Below are 24,824 nucleotides of genomic sequence, written 5' to 3'. Positions count from 1 at the left end.
AAAGACCGATTGGTCCTTTTTTAAAAAGGAACACACCTTAGATTTGAAAACTCAAGAAAGTAGGTAATGTAATGAAAAGAATGCTTTGGGTTGTCCTAATTATGTCGTGTGGTGCTACGTTTATTTCTTCGTTATTTCCTGTATACAGTGAATATTATCGGCTTAGCAGTCTAGAAATCACCATATTATTTGCCGTTTATGCAGTAATCCTGCTGCCGACTTTATTTGTAGTAGGAGCCAGGGGAAGTACTTGGGGATTGAAAAGAGTTCTTCGCTGGAGTATTTGGATGTCCATTGCATCGACATTGTTATTTTTAGTTAGTATCAACATCTGGATGCTGTATGTGGCAAGGATTTTGGAGGGGATCGCATATGGTGCCTTCACAGGTACTGCTAGTGCTTTCTTATTAAAACAAACTTCTCAAGGTAAAGTTACTACCGCAATCAAGCTATCAGGAGCGACAGTGAACATTGGATTTGGATTGGGCCCCGCCATTTCAGGCTTAATTTTGCAATACATCCATTTTCAGCCACTACGTTTGCCTTATTGGTTTCTGCTCGTCATGTTAATGTGTTCATTGATAATTCTAGAAATGTTACCGAAAAATGAAGATGCCCAAGTGCAGAAACCGGTTAAAACTAAGATCTCGCTAGGCGTTCCGAGTAATATTCGTTCTCATTTTTGGTCCATTATAGGGCTTCCGATCTTTACTGTTTTTACATTAGGTGGAATTGTGTTTTCTCTTATTCCTTCCTTCACAAAAAACGTTATTCATACCAATAATCTCTCTATTTCAGGGCTGTTAATTTTGTTGCTTTTAGGTGGTGGGGCATTGATGCAGTTCTTTCCTTGGCCGAAAAATCCAGTTACTCGGATGCGTATGGGCATCCTTTTTCTAACTATTGGATCGTGGATTATTGTTTTTTCAGGTGAAACAGCAAATTTATTTTTGCTATGGTCCGGATTTGGAATTCAAGGAATTGGGGCTGGATGGACGTTTCAAGTATCATTAAGGTTTGCAAGCCAATTGCCTAAGCCGGAAGAGCGTCCGCGGGTCATATCAGCATTTTATTTATGTGCATACTCAGGCTTCATTGTCCCGGTAGTTGGTGTGGGACTGCTAACACAATTTTTTAATTTAAATGTATCGTTGATATTGCTGAATTTCTTTGCCTCATTGATGGTTCTCTATGTGTTAATTTATTCTGTGAAATTTAATCGTTCCTATTCTTCAGGAACATCGAATTGACGATAAAATATCATTTTTCTACCACCATTATTTAGGCTTAGTAAAACAAAACCGTCCCTTAAAAAGATGTTTAGGGGGGGTTAGAATAAAAGGCGTTAATTTTAAAACAGTAAATGCTTTCTGGTGGAAAAATAAACCTCTCCGAATTCCTTCATTTAGGAATTTCACGAGAGGTTTATTTTATTGGCTGTTATTCGAAAAATATTTTCGAGTATTTTCCCGAGCTGGCTTAGGTAAAACATTCTCAAGCTCTTCATTAAGCCATGAAAGTGTTTTGTTACGCAAGAAATCACGCATTTTTTCTTCCGCGGAGAGCATAACTAAATTAATCGTACAAGAGGAACTAGGAGTGCAGATTTTCTCTCTATATAAATACCCATTATCTTTAATATTTTTACATTGAAAGATCGGTTTAGGGCCTTCCACTGCTTCGATAACGTCCCAAAAGGAAACTTCCTCTGGAGATTTAGCAAGTTTATACCCACCCTTTACACCAGGAACTGAACTTACTATACCAGACTTTGATAATTTGCTAAAAATCTTTGATAGATAGGTTTCTGAAATTCCTTGAAAATCGGAAAGTTCTTTTATTCCAATTGGAGAATCCTCTGGGGTATCAATTAAATAAACGAGGCAGTGAAGTGCATACTCAACTCCAATACTATACTGCATTAAGACACCTACTTTGAAATGAGATTATGTAAATTAATCTTAGAAATGTTTTAATACTTTGTCAAATTTTCATTTTGGCACCAATTACCTATGAAAGTGATTTGACATTATAAACAGAACGGTATATTATAGATATTGTTAATCGACGATTAATATTGTCGTTAATTAATGAAATGATGATCATCTCAAGGAGGAATTTAAAATGGAACCAAGAATGGATTATTATAAGCAATCACCAGAGGGAATTAACATTATGATGGAAATGGAGAAGTATACGAAAACAACTGGTATTGATCGTAAACTTCGTGAACTTATTAAAATTCGGGCTTCTCAAATTAACGGTTGTGCCTATTGTTTGAATATGCACACAGCAGATGCTCGGAAAATGGGTGAAACAGAGCAAAGAATATATTGTGTTAGTGCTTGGGAAGAGTGCACGTTTTACACAGACGCAGAAAAAGTTGCTCTAGAATTGACAGAGCATGTCACTTTAATCCCAACAAAACGGGTACCAGAAGAGCTTTATCAACGGGTACGTAAACATTTTGATGAGAAACAATATGTTGACTTGATTTTAATTATCAATCAAATTAACAATTGGAATAGAATTTCTATTTCAATGGGGAATGTAGCAACTACTGAATAACATTACTCTCTACAGTGTAGAGCAGCAAATTAATAGTGAAATAAGGTGAGTACAATGAAGGTATATTATCCACTTAAGAGTAATGTAGAATTAAAGGAAATAAAGGAAGCACTTAAACCATATGGTGGACGGTGTGCTAAAATCGTTGATGATACACTTGAGTATCAAATTAAAGAAGAATATCAAAGTGTTGCCTATGAGTTCTTAAAGGATAAAGGGTATATTAATTAAGAGTGAAACACGAAAAAAGATGCTACGCTGGTGGCATCTTTTTTCATGTTTTCGATACTTTCAACTTTTAAGCAAACAAAAATTCGGAAACATGTTCATTTCCTTCGCAAGTCAATCATACTTAGGGCATCGACACCATGTTCATGATTATGGTATAAAAATAAGAGCACTATATTTATATGTGAATAGTCAAGGAAATGGTTGAAAAGGGTGGGGAAATTATTTTAGACAAGAGCACCTCCTTTTCCAAACAAGTTGAAATTATTAAAGTTAAAGGAGCACATGTATGCTAGAAAAATTGTTCAAGAAAAAGGTAAAAAGCGACAAAGAATTAATCTACTCACCTCTTGATGGAAAGGTGATTCCGTTAGAAAAAGTACCAGACCCTGTATTTTCCCAAAAACTAATGGGGGAAGGGTTGGCGGTGTACCCGAGTAAAGGTATACTTGTTTCGCCAGTGGATGGAGAAATTATTCAGGTCTTTAATACGAAGCATGCAATTGGAATTTATTCCGTAAATGGTCTGGAGCTATTAATTCATGTTGGGCTGGAAACCGTTGAACTACAGGGAGAAGGGTTTAATGTCCTAGTGAAACAAGGGCAAAAGGTAAAGGTAGGCGATCCTTTGTTAGAATTCGATATTGAGTTTATAAAAAATCACAATAAGGATACGGTAACTCCAATCATCATCACAAATTCAAGTGAGAAAATTGAGAGTATCGTACAAAATTCAGCAGAAGAAGTCTCTAAAGGAGAACCGTTATTTACTTGTAAACTAAAGATATAGAAAAGAATTTTCCAGTCCTTAATTTAAGAATGATCTCTTTATAGCAGTGCATTTCTCTTGAGAAATCGCATTGCTTTTTTATTTTAAAGGCTCTACCCTGAAAAAACTGAGGATAAGATCTTATTCATTTGATAGAAAACAGTATTTTTATATGAAGCTTTAAAAATTTCATATAAATAAGTACCTATGTTAAAATTAATAGGAAAATTTTTCATATTACAAATGTACATATTACTATTTTAAAAGGAGTATCAAAAATGAAAAAATTGTTTGCGTTTCTAGTTGCTACTTGTTTACTAGCCCTATCTTTTTCATTCAACTTAACTGAAGCAGATGCAGCCGGCTATGACAAAGCCTATGCAGCTAAAACCCTTGTTGTAAAGTCATCCCCAGGTTCATCATATAAAACATTAGGGGAAATTAAAGCAGGGCATTTGGTGGAAGTATATGGCGGTGTAGCTGTTGGGAAGGATCAGGACAACTGGTATTCTTATCAGCAATATGGTTTTTCAAAAATCAAATACAACAACAAATATGCATATGTCAAAACAGACGACCTTAGATTTGCTGATCCATTTAATTGGGCACCAGGAGTAAAGTCAGAAGTGATAAAAAGTGTTTATAATAACCAATATGTTACAAAACAAGATAAAATTAAATTAGTCAAATTAGCTGACTCTAGTAAAAAAGGTTCTCCAGGCTTTTACACTATGTATGTACAGCAAAATGGAAAAGGTAAATGGATCGAGCTTATCACTATTAACTGCAAAACAGGTTGGTATCACGGTTAGTATTACTAGTTGCTGAAATTTCGGGTGCTATCTTGTTGTATGCAGGGTGGAAATTTTAAAACAAAAAGACACTTTAACAGAAAAAGGATAACATTAAGTTGCCCATGTGGGTAAGATCAAACTTTTTTATAGTAACTAAACTTAGATCTTTTGGGAAAGAAACCATTTTGATCAATTTTTTTCAAAATGGTTTCTAATATTTATCCTAAAAATTCCAGTTTGTAAGGTTTTTTAATCAAACTTAATTTTTTAAGCAACAATAGCAAGTTAGAATTTGAAAAATTAACCTAACTTAATTCCTGAATCCATTAATGCTTCCTCGACAACTTCCATCACAATTTGGCTCTGTTCTAACATATTATTGGCTTTGGTGTAATCACTTTCATTGATCATTCTTGCAAACTCACAAAATTCTTCATACATTCTATGAGGGTGGACTTTATTATCGATGATTCGGCTATCCACCCCTTTAATATTCAACTCAAAAGAATCACATACGTTGGTAGGCCCGTTTAATACAATGGATCCCTTATCGCCTTGAATTAAAGTACGTATCGGTGCTGTCGAGTCCTTTGCACCAATACAAACTACTTTACAGGTTGGATAGTTTAATAAAAGAATGCCAGATGTATCAATATCCCTTTCAACGTTTGCAAGATACGTTACCGAATCAGGCTTTCCTAAAACTCCAACCACAAAGTGGATATTGTAAATATTGATGTCCATTAATGCTCCTCCACCTGCTTTAGGGTTAAAAGCCGGCATGATTTCTCCCTTTTTAAAAGCATCATATCGAGAAGAATATTGAGAATAATTACACTCGATTATTTTTAAATCTCCAAGAGCATGAATGGATTCTTTAATTGATAAGTAATTGGATAAATATTGGGTCGTAATCGCTTCAATTAATATCAAATGATTTTCATTTGCAATATTTCTTAGCTCCGTAAACTCACTAAACTTTAGTGTAAACGGTTTTTCACAAATGACATTTTTTCCTCTTAATAAAGCATTTTTTGAAAAAGAATAATGAAGATGATTGGGTAATGCGATATATACGGTATCAATATCTGAATCCTGTAAACAATCTTCATAATCGGTATATATTTTTCCAATTCCATATTCGTTTTTCATTACTTCCATTTTTGGTATACTTCTTTCCGTACCAAAGATGGCTACTAATTCAGTATCGGGTAAATCGCCGGCTATAGTTAAAAAATCAGCAACAATTTTTCCAGAACCTATTATTGCAAGTTTCATTGTCATTCACCTCATTATTGTTATGCAAATATCTTCTCCTAATCTTCGATTTTGTTAATACCTTCTTCAAGAATTTCTATTTGTCGAATGGTTTCTTCATCTTTAACTATTTTTTCTTTTCCATAGATAATTGATTCAACAATGCCATCATAAATACGCCCGTAGTCACCCACTTCTGAAGTGACTTTTTCTTCATGGTATTTTCCATCATCATCTATATAAGTTAGAACGCCGTAGTGCTCTGATAAATCTATACCGAAATCCTTATTAGATGGCATATAAAATAGTTTCAAGTGTTCTTCCTGCCGATCTTTTGACTGCTTTACAAAAACACCTTTTTTACCATATAAGACAAAGCTAGGACGTTCTTTCAAACGAAAATAGCTGGACTTAATAGAAACCTTTTTAGAGTCATAAAGGAAGTCCAAATCAAAATAGTCATTCATATGTCCTTTTCCAAGTAGCTGTCTAACATCATAAGTAATACGATTTGGATTACCGAAGAGAGACAACACTTGATCTATCGTATGGCTTCCGTGTCCATACAAAAAGCTGAATTCTTTAGAAAATCCTTTTGCAGACATAGGTACTTCAGGTCTGAAATAATCAAAGTGCATTTCAACTTCAAAAATATCTCCTAAAACTCCACTTTTCATAACCTTTTGAACTGTTAAGAAATCTGAATCAAATCGGCGATTTTGATAACATTGAATAAATAGATTTTTTTCTTTTGCAAGGGCAAATAACTCTTTTGCTTGGTCAGAAGTCTGTGTAAATGGCTTTTCGACTAATACATTTTTGCCATTTTCTAGAGCCAATTTAGCATATTCATAATGGTATTCTAATGGGGTACAAATGACGACCAATTGAATCTCCTCATCATTCCAGATTGTATTTATATCATTAACATAATTTACACCTGATACTTTCATCCAAACACTGTTATTTTCCTGTGAGTAAATGGTTTTTACACGAATCTTTTCATTTTTTAATGAAAAAGGTAAGTGATAACGGTTGGTACTTTTTCCGTTTCCGATATAGGCAATAGTTAACATGAAAAATTCCTCCAATTCTCTTTTGTAGCTTGATTATATTTAAGGTGATAAGGTTTGGGAATACTTTTATATCAGATAGGACCTCATTTTCAACAATACTTAGAATAGGTGATACTAGACTGAACATAATGTTTAAGAAGGTGCTCATTTTAGTAGATGTTGACGAGAACTTCTGTCAAAATTATGATTTATATTACATTTAGTTATTATTTTTTTAAGTCCGTGTCGGATCTTATTTGATATATAAAATAATGGCTTATCGTCAAAAAATATGGAGGAAAATATGAATTTATTAAAGAAACTTGAAGAAAAGCAGGGCTTTACTGACACCGAAATAAGGATTGCTGATTATATTTTAATAAACCAAGAGGATGTTCCGAATATGTTTATTCAGGAGCTTGCCGAAAACACATTTACCTCCCACTCTGCCATTATTAGACTTAGTCAGAAGTTAGGATACTCAGGTTATAGAAATTTTAAAGTAGCATTAATTCATGAAATCCAAAGTAATAAACATGCAGTTGCACATGTTGATCCTAATTTTCCTTTTCTACCAACTGACAGTTCAATAAACATTGCCAAAAAAATGGCTGACTTGACGATTGAAACCATCAGAAAGACACTAGTGAAACTAGATCAGAATCAATTAAACAAAGCTGTAGAAATGATGAGAAATGCTAACAAAATTTATCTTTTTGGAAATGGAGACTCTCAGATTCGTGCCCGCAGTTTTCAAAACAAGTTTATAAAAATTAACAAACACTTAATCATCGCTGATGAGTATGGGGAAGCAACATGGAATGCATTAAGCTTGGGCAAAACGGACTGTGCCATTTTTATTAGTTATGCTGGTAGCTCGTATTTCTACTTGAACATACTAAAATATTTAGCTTCAATGAAAATTCCAACCATCATCTTAACGGGAAATTCAGAATCCTCCATTTCTAAATTGTGTGAGTTGATAATAGAAGTGCCTTATGATGAATATGACTTTTTTAAAGTGGGAACCTTTTCTTCACAAATTTCCTTTGAATATATCTTAGATACACTATTTTCCATTATTTATGCGAAGGAATACACCAAAAACCTCCTTGATCTAAAGAAAAAGGAAGAGGCTATTAGAAAATGGGAGCTGCATTAATCATACTTAATGAGTCATGTTGATTTTTCACTTAGTTATTCCAGAAAAGAGCATTTTCCGGAGTAACAATCAATAAGAAATTTCTCCTTTACTATTTTAATTTTCTTATTTTATTCAATAATAGGGCGCATTTCCAGAATAGGGATTTGTGCTTTTTGCATAAAGGGGTCAATTAATGGAATCATGCAGGAGATTTCAGAAGGGCAACGAAATAGAAAATTTATAAATAGAAGGAGTGTGATTGGTTATGTCTCATGCTAAAGATGTTTTGAAAGATCAATTATTAGCAAATGCGAACGATCTTAGCTGGTATGTTCCGTTTTCGAAATCAATAGCAAACATAAAAGAGGAAGAAGCGTTTTGGAAACCGAATGATGAAAGCAATAGTATTGCAGAAATTGTCCAACATCTCCTATACTGGAATGAAACTTGGCAAAAAAGATATAAAAAATCTCATGTGAATGCCGTTGCACCCATAAGTGACAATAATGAAAGCTTTATTATTCCTGAAAATAAAACGTTTGCTGACTTAAAACAGTGCCTCTTAGAAGTCCTGCTTAAATGGCAAGACTTACTTACTGAAGAAAAGGTAGAAACTGATGTGAGTGGTTTCCCTGAGACCGCAAAGTGGTGGGAAGTCTTAGGAAATTTGTCCACGCATAACGCATACCACATTGGACAAATCGTTTACATTCGGAAACAACAAAAAAGCTGGAAATTTAATACTAAAGGGGATTAAATAAGACTACCCGTTCACGTACAAGCATTATTCAGACACCCTCTTTTATTAATGAAAAATGAAATTGAATTTATGGATATCTTAATAAAGGATTTATTGGAAAAAGTGACGATAAGGAGAATGGATAAATGTTAATAAAAAATTTCTCACCTTTTTCGGGCCAACACTGTGAAACTACTGCAACCGGCAGTTTGCTAAAAAGTTTAGGAATTGAAATATCTGAAGCGATGTTGTTTGGCATTGGTGAAGGATTAGGTTATATATATTGGGACATGAAAAACATGGATTTTCCGTTCCTTGGAGGAAGAGTTAAACCAGATCTTCTTACCCATTGCATTGTAAATAATTTAAATCTTCAATTGGATGTAAAAGAAACTTCTTCCCCAAAAAAGGCTTGGGAAAATGTTAAACAGAATATAGATAAAGGAATTATAGTAGGATTGAAGCTTGACAGTTATTACTTAGATTATTTTACTAATAAGGTACATTTTGCTGGCCATTATGTGGCTATGTATGGATATGACGATCGTTTTGCCTACCTAGTTGATACCAAACAGCAGGGTGGTTTAGTAAAAACAAGTCTCGAAAATTTGGCATTGGCTAGAAACGAAAAAGGTCCAATGTCTTCAAAAAATCTATCTTATACCATCAAGAAAAAAGAGGGTGTATCAAATTTAAAGGATGTGATTACAAAAGCAATAAAAAATAACGCTATTGCTTATATTAATCCTCCTATAAATAATTTGGGCTATAAAGGTATTAAGAAAACAAGTGTAGAGATTAATAAATGGTTTGAGAGAAGTAAAAATATTGAAAAAGACTTAGTATTAACTGCTATTCTAATGGAACGTGGAGGAACCGGAGGCTCCCTCTTTAGAAATATTTACAGAGATTTCTTAAAAGAATGTTTGAGCCTATTTGATAATGCTCTTTTACAAAATGCCTACAATCTGTTTACCGAAATTGCGCCAATGTGGAAGGAAACATCTAATCTTATCATAAAGGCTGGAGAAACTCATGAATTACTATTCTTAAATCAAGCTTCTGATCTTCTTTTGGAATTATCAAACAAAGAATATGATGCAATGAAGCAACTATCAAGAATCAGTTAAATGTAGTGTACCCAGAAAAATTGAATTTAGAGAAATGGTACAGTTAGCCGTAAACCTTATTCTACGCTTTTAGAAAGATCCCAACTGAATCAACTTCTTTTCAAAAATATAAGTTCTGCTTTTGTTTAAAAAGAAGTGCCCTAAAAGGCCCCTAATTTAAACTATATTTGTTTAATAATGAAGTATGTTAAATAATTTCACTTAAATAAAGGGTGCTTGAGTGAAAGTTAGTTATTCAGAAATGATCGCTTAGGCGGTCATTTTTTCTTGATATACTAACGGGAGTTTAGTTGACCAATGGTAATTAGTTTTTTTCAACAATCGGGCCATTTAATTGAATAACGCATTTTGAGAAAATCATTATCTGTGAAGAGTTTGTTAGAATTCTCACTTGGACTAACAGTGCAGTTTTGTTGAAGAGAAGTGTTTAACTTGTGTTAAACATAGGCCAAATTCTTGAATAGACTTCCAAACAAAAATGGATATTTATGTTAATATTAGAACGGTATTGTGATGAAATGCTTAAACAATAATCCTTAAAAGATCTCTTAATATGGAATTTGTGTTTAATAATATTAATTTCAAACCTAGGAGTGGACAATGTTAGCTAACTTAAATGACTACTTAAAAGAATTAATGGTTTATATTCCTGAAGGAGAAATCAGCCTACGAGATTTTCGAAACGAGCAAAAATGGATTAGTTCAAACTATAAATATGGAATGCCGGGTATTAGAAAAAATTTAAAGGAAGTTATTTGGAATGTTGAAATTAAGCCATTTTATCTTGCCAAATATACGGTGACAGAAGAACTTTATGCGATTATTACGGGGAAGAAATTTTTAACAACAACTGAGGATCGGAAACCAGTTGTTAATGTTTCATGGAAAGATGCAGTGAATTTTTGTAACTTATTATCTGATACATTGGGTTATGACAAGTTTTATGATTTTGATAATGAAAGTAAATCAGTTCTTTGCAATTATAGTACTAATGGTTTTCGTTTACCGACAGATGCTGAATGGCAATATGCATGTAAGGCAAAATCAAAGGGATATCGGTATGGTGAAATTGATGAAATCGCTTGGTATAAAGATAATTCTAACGAACGAGTACACGAAGTTGGAAAGAAAAAGCCTAATGATTGGGGCTTATATGACATGATCGGGAATATTTGGGAGTGGTGCTGGGACTTATACGACGAAGAGACATTTGGTAATTACAGAATAATTCGTGGAGGCAGTTGGGCAGAAGAAGAACGTGGATGTGGAGCTACTTGCCGTCGAAAGAGTATGCCAGATTTTTATATAGATGATATCGGATTTAGAATTGCTAGATCAATCGTTTACTAATTTGAAATTCTGTATTGATGTACGTTAATAGGAATAAATAGGTGGATACAGGGTTCATGGAACCCAAAAGATGGTAGGAGAGGATAATTTCTCGAAACTTTCTGGGATACTTTTCTGCAAATTTTAAGTAAGAAGCAAGAAGATCCTAAATAATGTTGGACGATCTTTCCATTAAGGGCGTATTTCTTGAATAAGAAGGCGTCTTTTTGTATTGTAATGGATTTGGAACAAATACTTATTAGTGATAGGATTTATATTAATTTGTAAAAGAGATTGTGAAGGATGACACTAAAAGTCTCGGGTGCAAGAGCAGAAGAACAGCTGTCATTTAGACGGCTTTTTCTTATGCAACTACAGGAGTAGAAGAGTTGTTTTATGATAAAATATTATTAATGAATAGTAATATTTTGAATTTTAATACGATTTAGTTGGAGGTCTTTTCTTTATGGAACAATACCAGAAAGTATATGTTGCCTTAAATAAGATGAATATTCCATATGAGGTTGTTGAACATCCTCCTGCTTTGACAACAGAAGAAGCAGATAACTATATTGTTGGAAAAGAGGGAGTACGTACTAAAACACTTTTTTTAACTAACAAAAAAAAGAATGCATATTATTTAGTAATTATGGATGATGCAAAGCAACTTGATATGGAAAACCTTGCAGAAATTCTTAATGAAAAACGAATTAGCTTTGGATCACCAGAAAGGTTAATGAAAAAAATGGGGTTACCTCCTGGTTTTGTTTCCATTTTTGGATTGCTAAACAATGGTGAACATGATATAAAAGTCTACTTAGATAAAGAGATGCTCTCAGAAAGATTGATGAGTTTTCACCCAAATGACAACACTAAAACTATCTTTATTGCTACTGTGGATATGTATAAATTTATAACTGCAATTGGTTACGAGTACAATATTATTGAACTCTAATAAAACAAACCATGTTTGTAGGAGGTAAAGAAAATGCAAGATTTACATATACTGTTGCAAGAATACGAATTACTTCACAAAAAATCGGACATTTTAAAAGATGCAAAACAATCCATTAAAGTCATTAAAAATAAAGTGGAGGAGGAACAAATTCCGTTAGGCTCCTCTAAACTTGGTGGTCTACCGGATATGCCTCTAGATTGGGAGTTTCCTAAATACAAGAATGGTTATCTCTCGTTTTTAGGACAATTTGACTTAAATGAAGTAAAACCATATGACGAGGAACATATTCTTCCGAGTAATGGAATCATTTATATATTTTATGATGTAAAAGAACAACCATGGGGTTTTGAAGAGGACGAAGGTTGTTTTAAGGTTTTATACTTTGATGGGGACAAAAAAGAGTTAAGAAGGAAAGAGTACCCGGAAGAGACCGAAGACTATTTCTCTTTACCTGTTTTTAAGGTGACATTCGTAAACAGGCTGACACTCCCGGAGAATCCAGAAGATATTGAGTTTAGTGATGACGATGAAGAAAACTACTCTGAAATGAGGCAAGAACTTATTCAGCCAAGTGATGATCAAGGAAATTACGAACCGGCTCACTACATGTTGGGGTATCCATTTAGCATCCAAAATGATGTATTTGATGAATTTGATCTTAACCCGGAAGAAGCTGTTCTTCTCCTACAGATTGATTCAGATGAAGAAGATATGGAATGGCTTTGGGGAGATTCAGGCATTATCTATTTCTGTATTGATAAGACCTCATTAGTTAATAAGCAATTCGATAAGGTTCAATTTACACTGCAATGTTTCTAACTCACGATGCTATATTTATCGAAATATTGTTGAGTGATCTCCATTTAAACAGCGCTATCCATAAATAAGGGTCAGCGCTTATTTTCATTTTTGGGCCAGATTTTAGAGCAACTCTTTTAAGAATTAGATCAATATGTTAAATATTAAAGGAGTTTGTGAGATTTTAAACTTATAGTAACGGGATTATAATGCAATAAGGTATATTGATTATGTGTTATAATTTGGATGAATTACAAAACATTTTTCTTATGTTGTCGAGAAATGGCGAAACCACAGAAATTACGAATTTTGATGGAAATGTTTCATATCCTAATAATCCAACCGTAAGATATACGGTTGAGAATGCAGATAATAAAGTAATTAAGATGGAGGAACTATGGGAGCAATAGTAATTCTGAAAAGTCAACAAAAACCCCACCTTCTCAACCGATTCATTAAAACTTGAAAGGTATTTAGGCATACTAATACTTCTAGTGCTTTACTTGGGATAACGATGTTAATGGAGCTCTAGTGCTAAAAAAAAGCCCCTGTCTCAATTGAGAATGGGGCTCTTAGCTATTAATATTCGTCTAAGTAAAAACTCTTATATGTTAGTTTATTAAAATCAAAAGTGATAAAGACATCGAGAGTCATAGTAGATGTAGATTTTTCCCAAGAATAATCTTTACTATCACTATATTGGTCACGATATGTAGAATCAAGGTGCATGGTTTCCCCAGTAGTTGATACAACTTGGTTATATGTCATTCCTTTTTTCACATTAGTGAACTCAGAGTATGTAATTCCGTCTTTTACTGGTGTAAAGAAATATCCTGTCACTGTTTTAGCGTACTTGACCCATTTAGTTCCAACCAAGTCGTAATCAATGAAGGAAACCGTCGCGTATGAAAAGTTTTTGTTACTAGTATATGTTTTTAGAGTTACAGCTTGAGTAATTTTAGCAAATATAGTTTTACCTGTCGAATCCTGAACTTTAAAAGTGTCTCCATATAAAGCTGATTTTAAAAATGTGGAACCAATTGGTTTGGTTATTGTAGCTGCTTCAGTTTTTGCACCGTATCCTGCAAAGGTACCTAGAGCAAATGTTACGATCATAAGTAATTTGGCTAATTTTTTCATGTGAACCCCCAAAAAATAGTATAATTTTCACATATAACTATAATCGAAATTATACTAAATTACTATAAATTTATTAAAAAAATACCTAGAAAGGTAAATTTTAACTTAAGTGTTTTTTCTTCTAGAATCGCATGATAAGGCATTTTTTTCTTTGAATCTGTTTCCACCAGTCCAGGGTAATTTGGTGCGCAAGCCTAATTTAAGCAATTCTGCACATCGATATAAATAATCCCTTGTCTCAGTGAGATGGGGGATTTACCTGGTAGTTTGACAGGTTTTCTTAAAATCTTTTTAAAATAACATTCTATTTTTTAGCTTTTTTATTTAATAAATAAAAGAAATAAATTATTGCTGGAATTGTTTCAAAACTTCAGAATTACTATGATATATGAAAGAAATAATTCCATTTAGAGTGAAAAAGTAAAAAAATGTATCCTAATTCGAATACATTTTTTTCAGACGCTTATACCTTTATGTCGATGGAATGACCTAAAGTTGGATGTGGCGCTTGAAGCATTTCAACCATTTGTGCTGCATTTTGCTGGGCATTATCGATAGACATTTTCGTTAAAGCTAGACTAACATTTTGACCAAGTGAAGCTTGGTGCATGCTAATTGATAAAGCTGCAATATCCAAGAAATACACCTCCCTTATTATTATTATCGGCTATAAATTACTAAAATTAAGACCATTATTGCAAAATAATTGAAATATAGAGACACACCAGTTTTGTCGGCAGGAGACCCTTTTCAATTCAACAAAAAAGTTGTACCCAATAAAGATACAACTTAACTTACTACATGTGTATTTGTGTGTTTAATACAGTAAAGACCATTAATCAATCGAGTTTTAGCTGGTAACAAAATGCACATTTTTCAAAACCATAGATGTCATAAAAACGATGCGCTTTTTCTCTAGCAAGACCAGTATCAAGGAACATTGCGGTACATCCTAAATCTTCAGCTGATTTTTTAGCATAATCCATCAACCTACGCCCGTATCCTTTACCACGATCCTCTTCGTTAGAAATAATACTAGATACATAACAAGATTTTCCTGAGTGCCAGAACGTATTGAAATAAGTTCCATGACAAAAACCTCTTACTTTTCCTTCGTCATAAAGGAAAAATGCGAAATCATTTTCATTTTCCACCACTTCTTGATAGACTTTCTTAATTGTTTCTTTATCGTAATCATTTGACGTCCATAATTTTTCAATATAATCAAATGCAATATCAAATTGATCCATTGTTGCATGCTTAATTTCCATTTCAGCCCTCGCTCCCATTAAATTATCTTAAGTTATGAGATATCTACTTTTTAATGTAATGATAAATACTAATTTATTGAATTTTGTTAATATTATATCACGTCATATAGTTATTACTCAATATACATAGATAGACATAGGCATGTCCGAAACCTTCTTGATTCTCTTACAAGTCCAATATTGTGATGAGTCTTTCAAAAACTGATACATTAATTATTTTACCTGGTAGTACTCGCACTTTCCAAAAAGGAGATTTGGTGAAAGTCCTAATGTTAGAAGATAACGAAGGAAGCCGAAATTTTTGGGAATGAGAGTAGACGAGGCGATTTAGGTTCAACTTTCTTTATTTAAAAACCTGACGATTCAAACGTTCAAGATTTTTTTGTCAGTTATCATTTTTCTCCAGAGTGAAGGGCGTTCTCCTCTGTCAACGCTATTGATTTTTCAGCAATTGGGCGCTTTTCTGAAATAAGGAAAGCGTCATTCTTTATGAAAAGGGCCATCTAATAGATTAACATTTAAAAGAAAATTGGGTATGTATATTAAAGTTTAAGGTAGTTACGTTCTACCCTGGCTGCTGATATAATAAGCCAAAATAAATAAGGTAACCAGAAATATTTAGCATTCTGGCTAACCTAATACTACGAACGGTGCAGTTTACTTGAAGAGTGGAAGAAGGTATTTGTTTTAAAAATCAGAATATATATATAACACTCTAAAATTATGGTTAAGGTGGAAACGAAATGGACAAAAGAGTTCTATTCGACTTTGAAATCGAATTTACCAATGGCGGTGGAATTCAAGGGCAGGAATTCCGTCTTGATATTGAGGGAGATGATATTTCTGACGAAGAGTTAGCTAAGTATATTGTAGAAGATATGAGGTTGCTAATGGTTGGTAAAGTAAGGATACTCAATAAGAAAATCATAAATGAAAAACATAAAAGAAGACCTGATGACGACAATTAGCTTCATTTCTATATTGCTGAAACGGGAGCTGTAAAGAATTTATTTATTTGTCAAGCTCACATCTCTAATTCCGATACAAAGTTTAGAATTTTAAAGTAAGTAACGTGTATTACTAGATATACAGTTTACTGAATATTGTAAAAAAACCATTGATATTCCGTATAATTGAAGTTGATAAAAAGTAAGGGGATAAGGTATGAGTAAAGAAAAGGAAATCAGGAGTGTATGGAAACTTATAATACTTCATTTGTTTCCAGGAATAGTGTTTAGTATAATTTATGTATTTCTATTGAAGGTAGGGATTTTTGAAAATTATCCCAAATTATTTATATTTAGTTTAGCAGGGATTTTTTCTATAATACCTTTAGAACTTGGATATTTATTCTATGTAGCAAAGAAGGAAGTAGGAAGTTTTAATATATTTAAAATACTAGGTTTAGAAAGTAAGCTGAAGGTTAAAGAATACATATTTTACACACTCTCATTGTTTATAGTGACAGGGATACTTATGACAGCCCTAAAGCCACTTTCAAATAATCTATTAAATACTGTATTTAGTTGGATTCCAAGTTCCTATAATTATGTGCAAGACATGAGTCAATTTGATAGAAATATTATTATCCTTTCAATATTAGTGAGATTCTTCATTTTTACACTTATATTACCAATAATTGAGGAGCTTTACTTTAGAGGATATTTACTTGCTCGTATGAAATGGATGGGAAAATACAGTGTTTTTTTTAATGTAATATTATTTTCAGTTTATCATTTTTGGTCACCTTGGCTTATTATAACAAGAATTATATCGATGTTACCATTGTATTATTTTGTATATAAAAAGGATTCATTAAAATTAGCCATTCTAGTACACTGCTTGTGTAACTTTACAGATGTGGTAGCTTTTATAGCTTTGTTGGTAAAAATATAAATTAATTTAGTTCGACACTATTTTTAAACAAAGCCTTTATTTGTTTATATTTCATTCAGTATAAAGATTGTGAGGGAATACACTTAAACTAAAGGGTTTTAGTACAATAGAACGAGTAATTTATAACAAAGAAAACTCGCCATTTTTCAGGTGAGGGGGAGGCTCTGGAGGACATGAATCTAATACTTTTATCGTATCACCAGCTTTACCAGACGATCTTTCCGAACTTACATTAGTCTTTAAACAATGTTAAATACCATTTTAAGAACCCACAGGTTTTGAATTTGTTATTTAATGTGACAAAATTTACCGATATATATGTTCAACTCTAGAGCGCAATTCTATAATATAAATAGCGCTCTTTTTGTGAATAGGGACATTTTTATTGGAAAACATTCTTTATTGAAATGTTACCAAACGAAACTTTGGGGAGATTTATCTACTTTATCCCAAATCGTTATATATTTTGCAAAGTTCATTCTTATAATTTTTTTATAGTATACTGGGAATCTTGTTACAAAAATATACATAAGGAGTTTAACAATGGAAAAGTGGGATTTATATAATAAGCATCGTTATAAAATAAAGAAACAAATAACTCGCGGGGATGAAATGGCACCAGACGAGTTTCATTTAGTAGTACACGTTTGTATATTTAATTCAAAAGGAGAAATGCTCATTCAGCAGCGCCAGCCCTTTAAGCAAGGGTGGTCGAACCTTTGGGATATCACTTGTGGTGGTAGTGCAGTTGCAGGCGATACAAGTCAGCAGGCTGCATCAAGAGAGTTATTTGAGGAGTTGGGAATTCATTATAACTTTGAAAAGTTACGTCCACAATTTACTATTAACTTTGAACGTGGCTTTGATGATTATTATTTAATTGAAGGTGACTTTGATTTGAATGAATTGACATTACAGACTGAAGAGGTACAAGCAGTAAAATGGGCTTCAAAAGAGGAAATCTTAGAGCTAATTGAACTAAAAAAATTTATTCCTTATTATGAGAGTATCATTGCTTTTCTTTTTGAGGGTCGACATCATTATGGCTCTATTCGTCTTTAAATGAAACGTGCAAGGAAATTTCATTGTATGGGTATAGTGTGTGTTCAGTGTTTTATTTTCCAACCTAAATAAGTATAAAAATAAACTTAGATTTACGTTTCCAACGATAACTATGTTTATTTAGTTTGAGTTTATTTTTCATGTCTCCTTACGTCATTCTGCTTTAGAAACTTCAAAATCTCGTAACAAAAAACTAATACTATTACAAAAAATAAAATATCATTGTATAACATAAGCAAAACTATTCTTTTTCATACTATGAATTAAATACTGTAAAAATTTATATCAAAATATATATTAGTATCATATTATTCGTTTGTACTCAACAAACTTTAACTATCATTATTTTTATATACTTTAAACACAGTTTTTATTCCCCAAACAGCCATAATGAGAGATGTTGCCAATAATGCCAATACAATTAAAATACCAATTATAGTTCCCATTCCTATTATCATCCCTTTTCACTTTTCTTAATTAATATTGTATAAGGTAGGTAGAATAGTTTTATTTTTTTTTCGTCAAATGCTACTTTATCCATTGGAGTGTACTCGTCAATAAATTCATTACCATTTATATATATTAAATCATCACAACTCCCACGAAAGCAATGAATCTCTATTTTTACTTTACCTTCTACTACTTTATAATCAGCATTTTTGAATAAGTATATCTCTAATGAAAAAATATAATTTATCTGAGGTAGTTCGCATAATACGATGCGTATGATAATGACCAGTTGATTCTAAAACAACCGAAGGTTGATGACCACCAGTAGCCTTTTCAACATCTTGAAGGAACTCTAATAAACTTCCTAATCCTTTAAGATCATGAGTAATACTAAAACTCTTACGATATGGTTTACCTTTATCTAAAAACGCTTGAATCTGGTTTTCTCTTTTTGATACATCCAGACCAATCACTGGATTCATTAATTTTCTCCTCCTCCTAGAAATTCAAATTTGTCGGTAACCCCTAATGCTTCTTGTAATGTCATAGGTTCGCTTGTTAAACGGGATCATAGTCCCAACCAGCCTGAAACATGTTTACACAAGTAGGGGGTGAACAGTTTAGCTGACGGAATCGAGTTCCACGGGTGCTGTTTCTATTGGCACAGGACTAGCAATGTACAAGTAAACAAATATAGAAAAAAGAAGCAAGAGAAACTTGCTTCCATAAATTTAGTTGTTTAATATTATAGTTTCTTTATCGTTATTCTTATAGGTAACTGTCAAAATATCTTTTTCAGATTCATTCTTGAAAGTATAATTTTTTAGCCCATTAGAAATAGAGGTGTTAATAATGGTTTTATATTCTAAATCTGTGCCTTTGTTTGAAAACTGAAGTTGAGTTATTGGATACTTTTCATTGAATTTAGTTGATTGCCATCCAGCAATTGGTTCAACATTTCCATTGGAATCCTTTAACTCGGTAACATGGTTGAGTTGTAGTAATTCAATCTTTAAATCTTCAAGGTTACTTTCAAGTAATATTTTCTTTTTGGATATTATTGATACATTAACGTCTTTGCCAATATTAAAAATTTGACTGTATGTTTTCATTGCAGAAGAACTCATTCGATCATGGATAATGATTGAATTACTTTCCTTGAAGTAAATAATCGTTCGTTTTAATAAAACACCGGGATATAGCGTATGGCTACCAGTAACATAGCTGTACTTGGAATCAATTAAATATTTGTCAATTTTGGATTTACCTACTTGGTTTTTACCTAAGTTATAGGTTTTTCTTGATACTGTCACCGAATTATGTGCCATACTGCTTCTAAAATATTTCCGATAATTATCGTTTTCTTGGTAATTATACTTCCCTGAATCAACAAAAAAGTCAGTTTTACCAATAGATAATAGGAAAGAAAGATCATCTGCGTGCTTATGTGTTTGAGAATGAAAGGAAGATATAAATTTAAGATAAATAGGTGTATTTATTTCCCAATCATTTCGGAATATTGCTACCCCAGCATCTTTATAGACAATATCCTTTGTAGGTATTTCACCTACATTTCCGTTGGAGCGAACATAAAGTAATTTAGGGTTAGTAATATTTTCTATACTTAGAAATGAAATAGAATCGTTACCAGAATCTCCTGTCATTGGAATTTTTCCATCTGGTTTAACTATATGAGCTAAATATTCTTCCATTTTGAATACTGTATCTTTCAATATAGGGACACTCTTGTTGTTGTAAAGTAAAAAGTCATTTATCTCGCGAAAAAGTTTTAATACTACGATGTGATAGGAAGCGCTGTGTTCTTTATGTACGCCGCTAGCAGTAACATCTCTTTCTAAACGAGATTCTATTCGCTTAATTGCTTTATCAAACCATTTATGACAATCCGTAAATTCAGGGAACATAATCGATAATTCAAGTAAAGAACGATCTTGAAATATTCCATGATTATTTGAGAAGTTGTAATTTTTATCATCGTATAGGAACTGTCCGTGAACTTCTAATGTGCCTAATACTTTTTGAGAGAATGTATCATCGTATAACTCTGATTCTCTATAGAACTCCAAAAAGTAAATGATATTAATAACTCGATTCGCTGTACTATGATCTTCCCATGCAAACGGACTTACTTGGTTTTCTGGTGAAGGATTGGAAGACATCCAACTTTCCAGAAACCATTTAGATTTTTCCAAGTATTCCTGTCTAGGATCTAATTCATAAGCATTCATTAAATATCCAACCATATCTAAACTATGAAAATAAAAACACCATGTTTTGTCATTGAAAGGGTTTTCCTTCCAAGTTATCACACTATCAGATTTATATGGAGAGAAAGATTTGTTTACGTATAAATAATCATGTGTTATTTCGTTAGCAATTTCTAATGATTTTTTATTCGATTTAGAGCGTTTAAATATCATAAAAATCCTCCAATTTTCAATCTGGCTACTATTATATAGAAAAAGCAAAAATGTGAAAATATGGTAAGGGATTATATGATTTAAAAAAGTAGAATTGTCATATCTAATTACGATTTATGTCACATATTGTACAAATAGTGTACTATTCATAAAGAAAATATACAGTTCCATAAGAGTCCAAACCAAGGCTCTTCTCTTTTTAAAAAAATAAGGGATAGATTTAATTGGTATATTAAGTTAAACGAATTACCTTGTAGGTAAATTAACGGAACACGTTTACATGGCTAAGGGAATAGGAAAAAGCTGAGATTTTTCTCAGCATTTTTCGTCCAAATAAAAATTTGAGAATAGAGATTGTGAAGGAATACACTTAAACTAAAGGGGGCGTTACTGAACAACGGTAATGCATTTTCTTATTGAAGTAACTTGGCAGGTTAGTTTAATAAATATAGTTTACAATTTTGGGTAATCACAATGGAATCGGGGGAATTCAAATGTTAATTAGAGAGATACAGCCCTTGGATGCTGAAAATTTAATATGTCTAATTAAGCAAGTTGAAGCAGAAGCTAAGTTTATGCTAATGGAATCAGGAGAAAGAAAAACTACTACTGAACAACAGCGTAAACAATTAGAGCACATCAAACAGCAAAGTAATTCAACAATATTTGTTGCAGAACAAGAAAAGGGAAAGTTGGTTGGCTATTTGATAGCCATTGGCGGTAGTGTAAACAGAACAAAGCACTCTGCATATCTTGTTATTGGTATTTTAGAAGAATACAGTGGGCGTGGTATAGGAACAAGTTTATTTCAACAGTTAGAAAAGTGGGCAATAAATTCTAATATCTCAAGATTAGAACTTACAGTTGTTACTCAAAATGAAGCAGGAGTAGCTTTATACAAGAAAAGTGGATTTGAGATAGAAGGTATAAAAAGAAATTCACTGGTGATTGATGATGAATTTTATAATGAGTATTTTATGTCCAAGTTATTATAATTTTTCTTACTCAACTAACGGGGCAAGAGTTAACATAGTGATCGCTACGGCGGTCTTTTTTCTTGTTGAACTAACGGAGAAGTTTAGTGCAAGAAGGATTATTTGACCCAATAGAAGAATATTTATATTTGAAAGGTCAAGTATCTGAAAAATTTTTCCTCAAAAAGGGTGGCTTTATTTATGGTAGATAAAAACTGGAAAACAGATAGGAAAATTTACTTTTGGGTAGCATTATCATTACTTGTAGTGATTATTACAATTAAGTTTAATATAAAACAAGATACCAGTAGGATTTGGATACCCTTGGTATTATTGTTTTCATTTTCGGTCAATTTACGTTCCAGTTATAAATCAAAGCAAATTTTCGAGTTTCTTGGGAATATATTTATGATTATTGCTGTATTTGGTATACTAATCAATTGGTTATTAAAAGGTTTGTAATTATGATAAATTACAACAGAAAAGTGGCTTTAGAAAAGGTGACTAAAAGGTTCGTCTTTTGATAACGGTTTCCGTTTCCTATCACAAACATTAAAAAATGTAATGTAAATTGAGTGGCAATTTCTCGTTTTTTATTGATTTAAAGCCATTTGTGTTGAAATTACATAAAAATTTGTATGTAAAATGCACCCCAAATTGTCGGGGTACAATGGCTGTTGTACCTCGACAATTTAACCAACAATTTGATACACAAATCGGCATACAAAAAAATGTTTAGAAAGAACATTTTTATTGGATATATATGTTTAGATGAAATAAGGTTTGTGAAGAAATGTACACACGCTAACAGAGCAGTTTAGCATTCAATAAGAATTTTGAAATTATGCTATAAATAAATTAAACCACGAAATAGGCACCGAAAACTCAGATTGTTAGTTACCACATTTTATAGTACTGATTCCAGATTTGGTTACATTCAATTAACTAAATTAAAAATGCTCTTATGTAACTAACGAAAATGATAAAGAGTAAACCAGAAAGGAGATAATTTTTTGGTTAAAAAATCCCTCAAATTATCGATTTGCTCGATGCTAATTTTAGTTTTGATGTTCTTAATAACTGCATGTGCTGGGGCAGGAAAGTTCGAACTAAAGGCACAAAAATATATTAAAGACAAATATGGTTTCGAAGTTGAAGTCCTGGAAAAACCTAATATAAACGAAGGAAACGGGGGGGGAAACTAGTTATAAAGTTAGAAAGAAAACAGGCAACAAACTCACATTTAACATCTACATTACGGGGATATTCGTTTCGAAAATTGTTGGAGATGACTATAATATCCAAGCCAAAGCATTTGTAATGAAAAAGGCATTTGAAGAATCGTATTCTGCAATTCTTAGTCGTGCAAAAGTAAAGTCAATTGAATTTAATAGTGAAAATGATGTGGAATCACTTGATAACGCTGATAATGGAAATGTTATCAAACATTTAAAAGTAAATGTTGTGAGTGCAAATGTTAAAAATTTATATGATACTGAAAAAATGAATTCAATTTATGAAGTGCTTAAAAAATTTCAAGAGTTTAGCGATGTTTACAAGCCATTAGATGTGAAAGAAATTAGTATGAAATATACAAACGATGTAAATAATCGAATAACTTTTGATATAGAGAATGTACATTCTATTTATTCGATGTCTGATTTTGAACGTCAAAGCTCAACACCTTATGAACCGCCGAATATAACAAATTTTGCACAATACTCTTATTATGTTGAAGAATCGGCACTTTTCAAGGAATTTGAAGGTGGGTTAAAGAGTCTTGGTTATGACTATTTGAATACAAATCAAATGCCAGTTTTCAATCAGAATCTTGATTTAGCTTTCGAGTCAAATGAATATAAAATATATGACATTCAACTAAAAGGTGATATAGACCATGTAGATAAGGTTTATCAGTTACTTCAATTTTTAACGGGTGCCAAAATTGACGTTTATAATGTTACAATTTTTTCTTTAGAAAATAAATATCCAAAGAACTACATGAATTCAATTTCCTTTCATATTCCAGATGGGGTATCGAAAGAAATCGTAGAAAAAGCTTTTAAAGAAAGAGAAGAATATATCAAGGAATTAGATTGAAATTTAATCTTATGAGTAATTTAAGAATAGCTCAACCTTATGCAACTAACGGGGTGCGTTAGTAAAAAACTGTCTGAAAAATGAATACTAAAAATGTGCTCAGTGTGAACTGAGCCCTTTACTTTTTATTGCAAAAACGTATACAAAAAGCAGTACAAATTGGGCTGCGTTTTCGATTGCATTTTCGAGTTTTGTGATTGGAAACGGAACCCGTTAGACTTTTGACGGCCTTTTTTTAGTGAGAGTAAACAGAACTTCAAAATGGTTACTAAGTACACTAGATTGTGAAAGAATGCACTTAAAGTAACGAGTGCTTTGTTTTTTCTAGGGGCAAGGATCTTTTCTTATTGAAGTAAACCAGCTAATAGTTTGTCAATATTTTTCAATAAAAACTTAAAATACCTCGTGCTATACTAAAAATATGCATACCAAATAACCTTCCATTAGTTCGTAGTTGGAAGGTTTTGTGCTATTTAGTTTTATTTAGGTTCTAAGCTATATCTTGGAAAGTAGTTTTGTTTTTTAAAAGGGCAAATATCCAGTGTAAGAGCTTATTAACACAAGCAATGACAGCTACTTTAAAAGGTTTTCCTTCTTTACGCTTCTTATCATAGAATTCTCGTAATTTCTTATTACGAGGAATGATTTCATCACTTGTTTTGCTCTTTCGACAGTCACGAATAGCACAACGAACAGCCATATATAAGGCGTGACGAAGCCT

At 32.4% G+C, this 24,824-nt stretch carries 25 protein-coding genes and 2 pseudogenes; 18 read left to right on the top strand and 9 right to left on the bottom strand.

The genetic code is table 11. The features are described 5' to 3' along the window. Positions 1 to 71 precede the first annotated feature (71 nt). Positions 72 to 1,250, top strand: coding sequence for an MFS transporter (locus tag ACI3K6_RS19545; protein ID WP_435556143.1), 1,179 nt, complete (start codon positions 72 to 74; stop codon positions 1,248 to 1,250). A 180-nt stretch (positions 1,251 to 1,430) separates the two neighbouring features. Here the strand turns inward: ACI3K6_RS19545 and ACI3K6_RS19540 are convergent, their stop codons facing one another. Then, the gene (locus ACI3K6_RS19540) at positions 1,431 to 1,922 is read right to left on the bottom strand and encodes an RrF2 family transcriptional regulator (RefSeq protein WP_435556142.1); all 492 of its coding nucleotides are present in this window, start codon (positions 1,920 to 1,922) and stop codon (positions 1,431 to 1,433) included. Between the two features lie 202 nt (positions 1,923 to 2,124). Here ACI3K6_RS19540 and ACI3K6_RS19535 point away from each other — a divergent pair, with 202 nt between their 5' ends. The 4 genes from ACI3K6_RS19535 to ACI3K6_RS19520 all read left to right on the top strand — a co-directional run bounded on the left by ACI3K6_RS19535 (position 2,125) and on the right by ACI3K6_RS19520 (position 4,377). Continuing rightward, positions 2,125 to 2,568 (top strand): carboxymuconolactone decarboxylase family protein, encoded by a 444-nt coding sequence (locus ACI3K6_RS19535; RefSeq protein ID WP_435556141.1) that lies wholly within the window; start codon positions 2,125 to 2,127, stop codon positions 2,566 to 2,568. A gap of 54 nt (positions 2,569 to 2,622) precedes the next feature. Continuing rightward, positions 2,623 to 2,799, top strand: a complete 177-nt coding sequence (locus ACI3K6_RS19530; protein ID WP_435556140.1) for a hypothetical protein — start codon at positions 2,623 to 2,625, stop codon at positions 2,797 to 2,799. Between the two features lie 286 nt (positions 2,800 to 3,085). Then, on the top strand, positions 3,086 to 3,586 hold the full coding sequence (locus ACI3K6_RS19525) for a PTS sugar transporter subunit IIA (protein ID WP_435556139.1): 501 nt from the start codon (positions 3,086 to 3,088) through the stop codon (positions 3,584 to 3,586). A gap of 257 nt (positions 3,587 to 3,843) precedes the next feature. After that, positions 3,844 to 4,377, top strand: coding sequence for a cell division site-positioning protein MapZ family protein (locus tag ACI3K6_RS19520; RefSeq protein ID WP_435556138.1), 534 nt, complete (start codon positions 3,844 to 3,846; stop codon positions 4,375 to 4,377). A gap of 282 nt (positions 4,378 to 4,659) precedes the next feature. Here the strand turns inward: ACI3K6_RS19520 and ACI3K6_RS19515 are convergent, their stop codons facing one another. Together ACI3K6_RS19515 and ACI3K6_RS19510 are read right to left on the bottom strand one after the other, a co-directional pair. After that, positions 4,660 to 5,637: a Gfo/Idh/MocA family protein gene (locus ACI3K6_RS19515; RefSeq protein WP_435556137.1), complete on the bottom strand. Its 978-nt coding sequence runs from the start codon at positions 5,635 to 5,637 to the stop codon at positions 4,660 to 4,662. Positions 5,638 to 5,675: 38 nt separating this feature from the next. Further along, positions 5,676 to 6,692 carry a Gfo/Idh/MocA family oxidoreductase gene (locus ACI3K6_RS19510; RefSeq protein ID WP_435556136.1) on the bottom strand — a complete coding sequence of 339 codons (1,017 nt, stop codon included), beginning with the start codon at positions 6,690 to 6,692 and terminating at the stop codon, positions 5,676 to 5,678. Between the two features lie 283 nt (positions 6,693 to 6,975). Here ACI3K6_RS19510 and ACI3K6_RS19505 point away from each other — a divergent pair, with 283 nt between their 5' ends. The 6 genes from ACI3K6_RS19505 (at position 6,976) to ACI3K6_RS19480 (ending at position 12,790) form a co-directional block, all read left to right on the top strand. After that, on the top strand, positions 6,976 to 7,833 hold the full coding sequence (locus ACI3K6_RS19505) for a MurR/RpiR family transcriptional regulator (RefSeq protein ID WP_435556135.1): 858 nt from the start codon (positions 6,976 to 6,978) through the stop codon (positions 7,831 to 7,833). Positions 7,834 to 8,080: 247 nt separating this feature from the next. After that, a complete protein-coding gene (locus ACI3K6_RS19500) occupies positions 8,081 to 8,572 on the top strand; it encodes a DinB family protein (protein WP_435556134.1) in 492 nt (163 codons plus the stop codon). Between the two features lie 128 nt (positions 8,573 to 8,700). Beyond that, positions 8,701 to 9,684: a BtrH N-terminal domain-containing protein gene (locus ACI3K6_RS19495; protein WP_435556133.1), complete on the top strand. Its 984-nt coding sequence runs from the start codon at positions 8,701 to 8,703 to the stop codon at positions 9,682 to 9,684. A 600-nt stretch (positions 9,685 to 10,284) separates the two neighbouring features. Beyond that, positions 10,285 to 11,034: a formylglycine-generating enzyme family protein gene (locus tag ACI3K6_RS19490; RefSeq protein WP_435556132.1), complete on the top strand. Its 750-nt coding sequence runs from the start codon at positions 10,285 to 10,287 to the stop codon at positions 11,032 to 11,034. 445 nt (positions 11,035 to 11,479) lie between these two features. Then, positions 11,480 to 11,968, top strand: coding sequence for a prolyl-tRNA synthetase associated domain-containing protein (locus ACI3K6_RS19485; RefSeq protein WP_435556131.1), 489 nt, complete (start codon positions 11,480 to 11,482; stop codon positions 11,966 to 11,968). Between the two features lie 33 nt (positions 11,969 to 12,001). Beyond that, on the top strand, positions 12,002 to 12,790 hold the full coding sequence (locus ACI3K6_RS19480; protein ID WP_435556130.1) for a YwqG family protein: 789 nt from the start codon (positions 12,002 to 12,004) through the stop codon (positions 12,788 to 12,790). Positions 12,791 to 13,348: 558 nt separating this feature from the next. Here ACI3K6_RS19480 and ACI3K6_RS19475 read toward each other — a convergent pair. The 3 genes from ACI3K6_RS19475 to ACI3K6_RS19465 form a co-directional block, all read right to left on the bottom strand. Then, positions 13,349 to 13,909 carry a hypothetical protein gene (locus tag ACI3K6_RS19475; protein ID WP_435556129.1) on the bottom strand — a complete coding sequence of 187 codons (561 nt, stop codon included), beginning with the start codon at positions 13,907 to 13,909 and terminating at the stop codon, positions 13,349 to 13,351. A 463-nt stretch (positions 13,910 to 14,372) separates the two neighbouring features. Continuing rightward, a complete protein-coding gene (locus ACI3K6_RS19470) occupies positions 14,373 to 14,546 on the bottom strand; it encodes a YjfB family protein (RefSeq protein ID WP_435556128.1) in 174 nt (57 codons plus the stop codon). Positions 14,547 to 14,748: 202 nt separating this feature from the next. After that, positions 14,749 to 15,180, bottom strand: coding sequence for a GNAT family N-acetyltransferase (locus tag ACI3K6_RS19465; RefSeq protein ID WP_335480371.1), 432 nt, complete (start codon positions 15,178 to 15,180; stop codon positions 14,749 to 14,751). Between the two features lie 179 nt (positions 15,181 to 15,359). Between ACI3K6_RS19465 and ACI3K6_RS19460 the strand changes: the two genes are divergently transcribed. From ACI3K6_RS19460 to ACI3K6_RS19445, 4 genes are all read left to right on the top strand, one after another. Further along, the gene (locus ACI3K6_RS19460) at positions 15,360 to 15,491 is read left to right on the top strand and encodes a hypothetical protein (RefSeq protein WP_435556223.1); all 132 of its coding nucleotides are present in this window, start codon (positions 15,360 to 15,362) and stop codon (positions 15,489 to 15,491) included. A 432-nt stretch (positions 15,492 to 15,923) separates the two neighbouring features. After that, a complete protein-coding gene (locus ACI3K6_RS19455) occupies positions 15,924 to 16,148 on the top strand; it encodes a cyclase (RefSeq protein ID WP_435556127.1) in 225 nt (74 codons plus the stop codon). 196 nt (positions 16,149 to 16,344) lie between these two features. After that, positions 16,345 to 17,076, top strand: a complete 732-nt coding sequence (locus tag ACI3K6_RS19450; protein ID WP_435556126.1) for a CPBP family intramembrane glutamic endopeptidase — start codon at positions 16,345 to 16,347, stop codon at positions 17,074 to 17,076. Between the two features lie 543 nt (positions 17,077 to 17,619). Next, positions 17,620 to 18,138 carry an NUDIX hydrolase gene (locus ACI3K6_RS19445; RefSeq protein WP_435556125.1) on the top strand — a complete coding sequence of 173 codons (519 nt, stop codon included), beginning with the start codon at positions 17,620 to 17,622 and terminating at the stop codon, positions 18,136 to 18,138. 725 nt (positions 18,139 to 18,863) lie between these two features. Here ACI3K6_RS19445 and ACI3K6_RS19440 read toward each other — a convergent pair. Next, a pseudogene (locus tag ACI3K6_RS19440) lies at positions 18,864 to 19,070 on the bottom strand (IS110 family transposase); the annotation flags it as partial. A gap of 249 nt (positions 19,071 to 19,319) precedes the next feature. Continuing rightward, complete coding sequence (locus tag ACI3K6_RS19435; protein ID WP_435556124.1) at positions 19,320 to 21,029, bottom strand: heparinase II/III family protein; 1,710 nt, start codon at positions 21,027 to 21,029, stop codon at positions 19,320 to 19,322. A 494-nt stretch (positions 21,030 to 21,523) separates the two neighbouring features. On the opposite strand from ACI3K6_RS19435, the gene ACI3K6_RS19430 reads away from it, so the two are divergent. The 3 genes from ACI3K6_RS19430 (at position 21,524) to ACI3K6_RS19420 (ending at position 24,103) form a co-directional block, all read left to right on the top strand. Next, positions 21,524 to 22,024 carry a GNAT family N-acetyltransferase gene (locus tag ACI3K6_RS19430; protein WP_435556123.1) on the top strand — a complete coding sequence of 167 codons (501 nt, stop codon included), beginning with the start codon at positions 21,524 to 21,526 and terminating at the stop codon, positions 22,022 to 22,024. A gap of 992 nt (positions 22,025 to 23,016) precedes the next feature. Further along, entirely contained in the window at positions 23,017 to 23,208 is a 192-nt protein-coding gene (locus tag ACI3K6_RS19425; RefSeq protein ID WP_435556122.1) for a hypothetical protein, read from the top strand. Positions 23,209 to 23,323: 115 nt separating this feature from the next. Continuing rightward, the gene (locus tag ACI3K6_RS19420; protein ID WP_435556121.1) at positions 23,324 to 24,103 is read left to right on the top strand and encodes a hypothetical protein; all 780 of its coding nucleotides are present in this window, start codon (positions 23,324 to 23,326) and stop codon (positions 24,101 to 24,103) included. Positions 24,104 to 24,593: 490 nt separating this feature from the next. On the opposite strand, the pseudogene ACI3K6_RS19415 reads toward ACI3K6_RS19420, so the two are convergent. Next, a pseudogene (locus ACI3K6_RS19415) lies at positions 24,594 to 24,824 on the bottom strand (IS110 family transposase); the annotation flags it as partial.

The sequence above is a fragment of the Neobacillus solisequens genome (assembly GCF_051233465.1).
Taxonomy (GTDB): domain Bacteria; phylum Bacillota; class Bacilli; order Bacillales; family Cytobacillaceae; genus Neobacillus.
The sequence above is the reverse complement of the archived record's forward strand: the minus strand, read 5'-3'. Positions and strand labels throughout refer to the sequence as shown.

Excerpts from the sequence above, each read along its gene's own strand:
- ACI3K6_RS19545 (WP_435556143.1), top strand. The coding sequence starts at position 72 with ATGAAAAGAATGCTTTGGGTTGTCCTAATTATGTCGTGTGGTGCTACG.
- ACI3K6_RS19540 (WP_435556142.1), bottom strand. The coding sequence starts at position 1,922 with ATGCAGTATAGTATTGGAGTTGAGTATGCACTTCACTGCCTCGTTTAT.
- ACI3K6_RS19535 (WP_435556141.1), top strand. The coding sequence starts at position 2,125 with ATGGAACCAAGAATGGATTATTATAAGCAATCACCAGAGGGAATTAAC.
- ACI3K6_RS19530 (WP_435556140.1), top strand. The coding sequence starts at position 2,623 with ATGAAGGTATATTATCCACTTAAGAGTAATGTAGAATTAAAGGAAATA.
- ACI3K6_RS19525 (WP_435556139.1), top strand. The coding sequence starts at position 3,086 with ATGCTAGAAAAATTGTTCAAGAAAAAGGTAAAAAGCGACAAAGAATTA.
- ACI3K6_RS19520 (WP_435556138.1), top strand. The coding sequence starts at position 3,844 with ATGAAAAAATTGTTTGCGTTTCTAGTTGCTACTTGTTTACTAGCCCTA.
- ACI3K6_RS19515 (WP_435556137.1), bottom strand. The coding sequence starts at position 5,637 with ATGAAACTTGCAATAATAGGTTCTGGAAAAATTGTTGCTGATTTTTTA.
- ACI3K6_RS19510 (WP_435556136.1), bottom strand. The coding sequence starts at position 6,692 with ATGTTAACTATTGCCTATATCGGAAACGGAAAAAGTACCAACCGTTAT.
- ACI3K6_RS19505 (WP_435556135.1), top strand. The coding sequence starts at position 6,976 with ATGAATTTATTAAAGAAACTTGAAGAAAAGCAGGGCTTTACTGACACC.
- ACI3K6_RS19500 (WP_435556134.1), top strand. The coding sequence starts at position 8,081 with ATGTCTCATGCTAAAGATGTTTTGAAAGATCAATTATTAGCAAATGCG.
- ACI3K6_RS19495 (WP_435556133.1), top strand. The coding sequence starts at position 8,701 with ATGTTAATAAAAAATTTCTCACCTTTTTCGGGCCAACACTGTGAAACT.
- ACI3K6_RS19490 (WP_435556132.1), top strand. The coding sequence starts at position 10,285 with ATGTTAGCTAACTTAAATGACTACTTAAAAGAATTAATGGTTTATATT.
- ACI3K6_RS19485 (WP_435556131.1), top strand. The coding sequence starts at position 11,480 with ATGGAACAATACCAGAAAGTATATGTTGCCTTAAATAAGATGAATATT.
- ACI3K6_RS19480 (WP_435556130.1), top strand. The coding sequence starts at position 12,002 with ATGCAAGATTTACATATACTGTTGCAAGAATACGAATTACTTCACAAA.
- ACI3K6_RS19475 (WP_435556129.1), bottom strand. The coding sequence starts at position 13,909 with ATGAAAAAATTAGCCAAATTACTTATGATCGTAACATTTGCTCTAGGT.
- ACI3K6_RS19465 (WP_335480371.1), bottom strand. The coding sequence starts at position 15,180 with ATGGAAATTAAGCATGCAACAATGGATCAATTTGATATTGCATTTGAT.
- ACI3K6_RS19455 (WP_435556127.1), top strand. The coding sequence starts at position 15,924 with ATGGACAAAAGAGTTCTATTCGACTTTGAAATCGAATTTACCAATGGC.
- ACI3K6_RS19450 (WP_435556126.1), top strand. The coding sequence starts at position 16,345 with ATGAGTAAAGAAAAGGAAATCAGGAGTGTATGGAAACTTATAATACTT.
- ACI3K6_RS19445 (WP_435556125.1), top strand. The coding sequence starts at position 17,620 with ATGGAAAAGTGGGATTTATATAATAAGCATCGTTATAAAATAAAGAAA.
- ACI3K6_RS19435 (WP_435556124.1), bottom strand. The coding sequence starts at position 21,029 with ATGATATTTAAACGCTCTAAATCGAATAAAAAATCATTAGAAATTGCT.
- ACI3K6_RS19430 (WP_435556123.1), top strand. The coding sequence starts at position 21,524 with ATGTTAATTAGAGAGATACAGCCCTTGGATGCTGAAAATTTAATATGT.
- ACI3K6_RS19420 (WP_435556121.1), top strand. The coding sequence starts at position 23,324 with ATGAAAAAGGCATTTGAAGAATCGTATTCTGCAATTCTTAGTCGTGCA.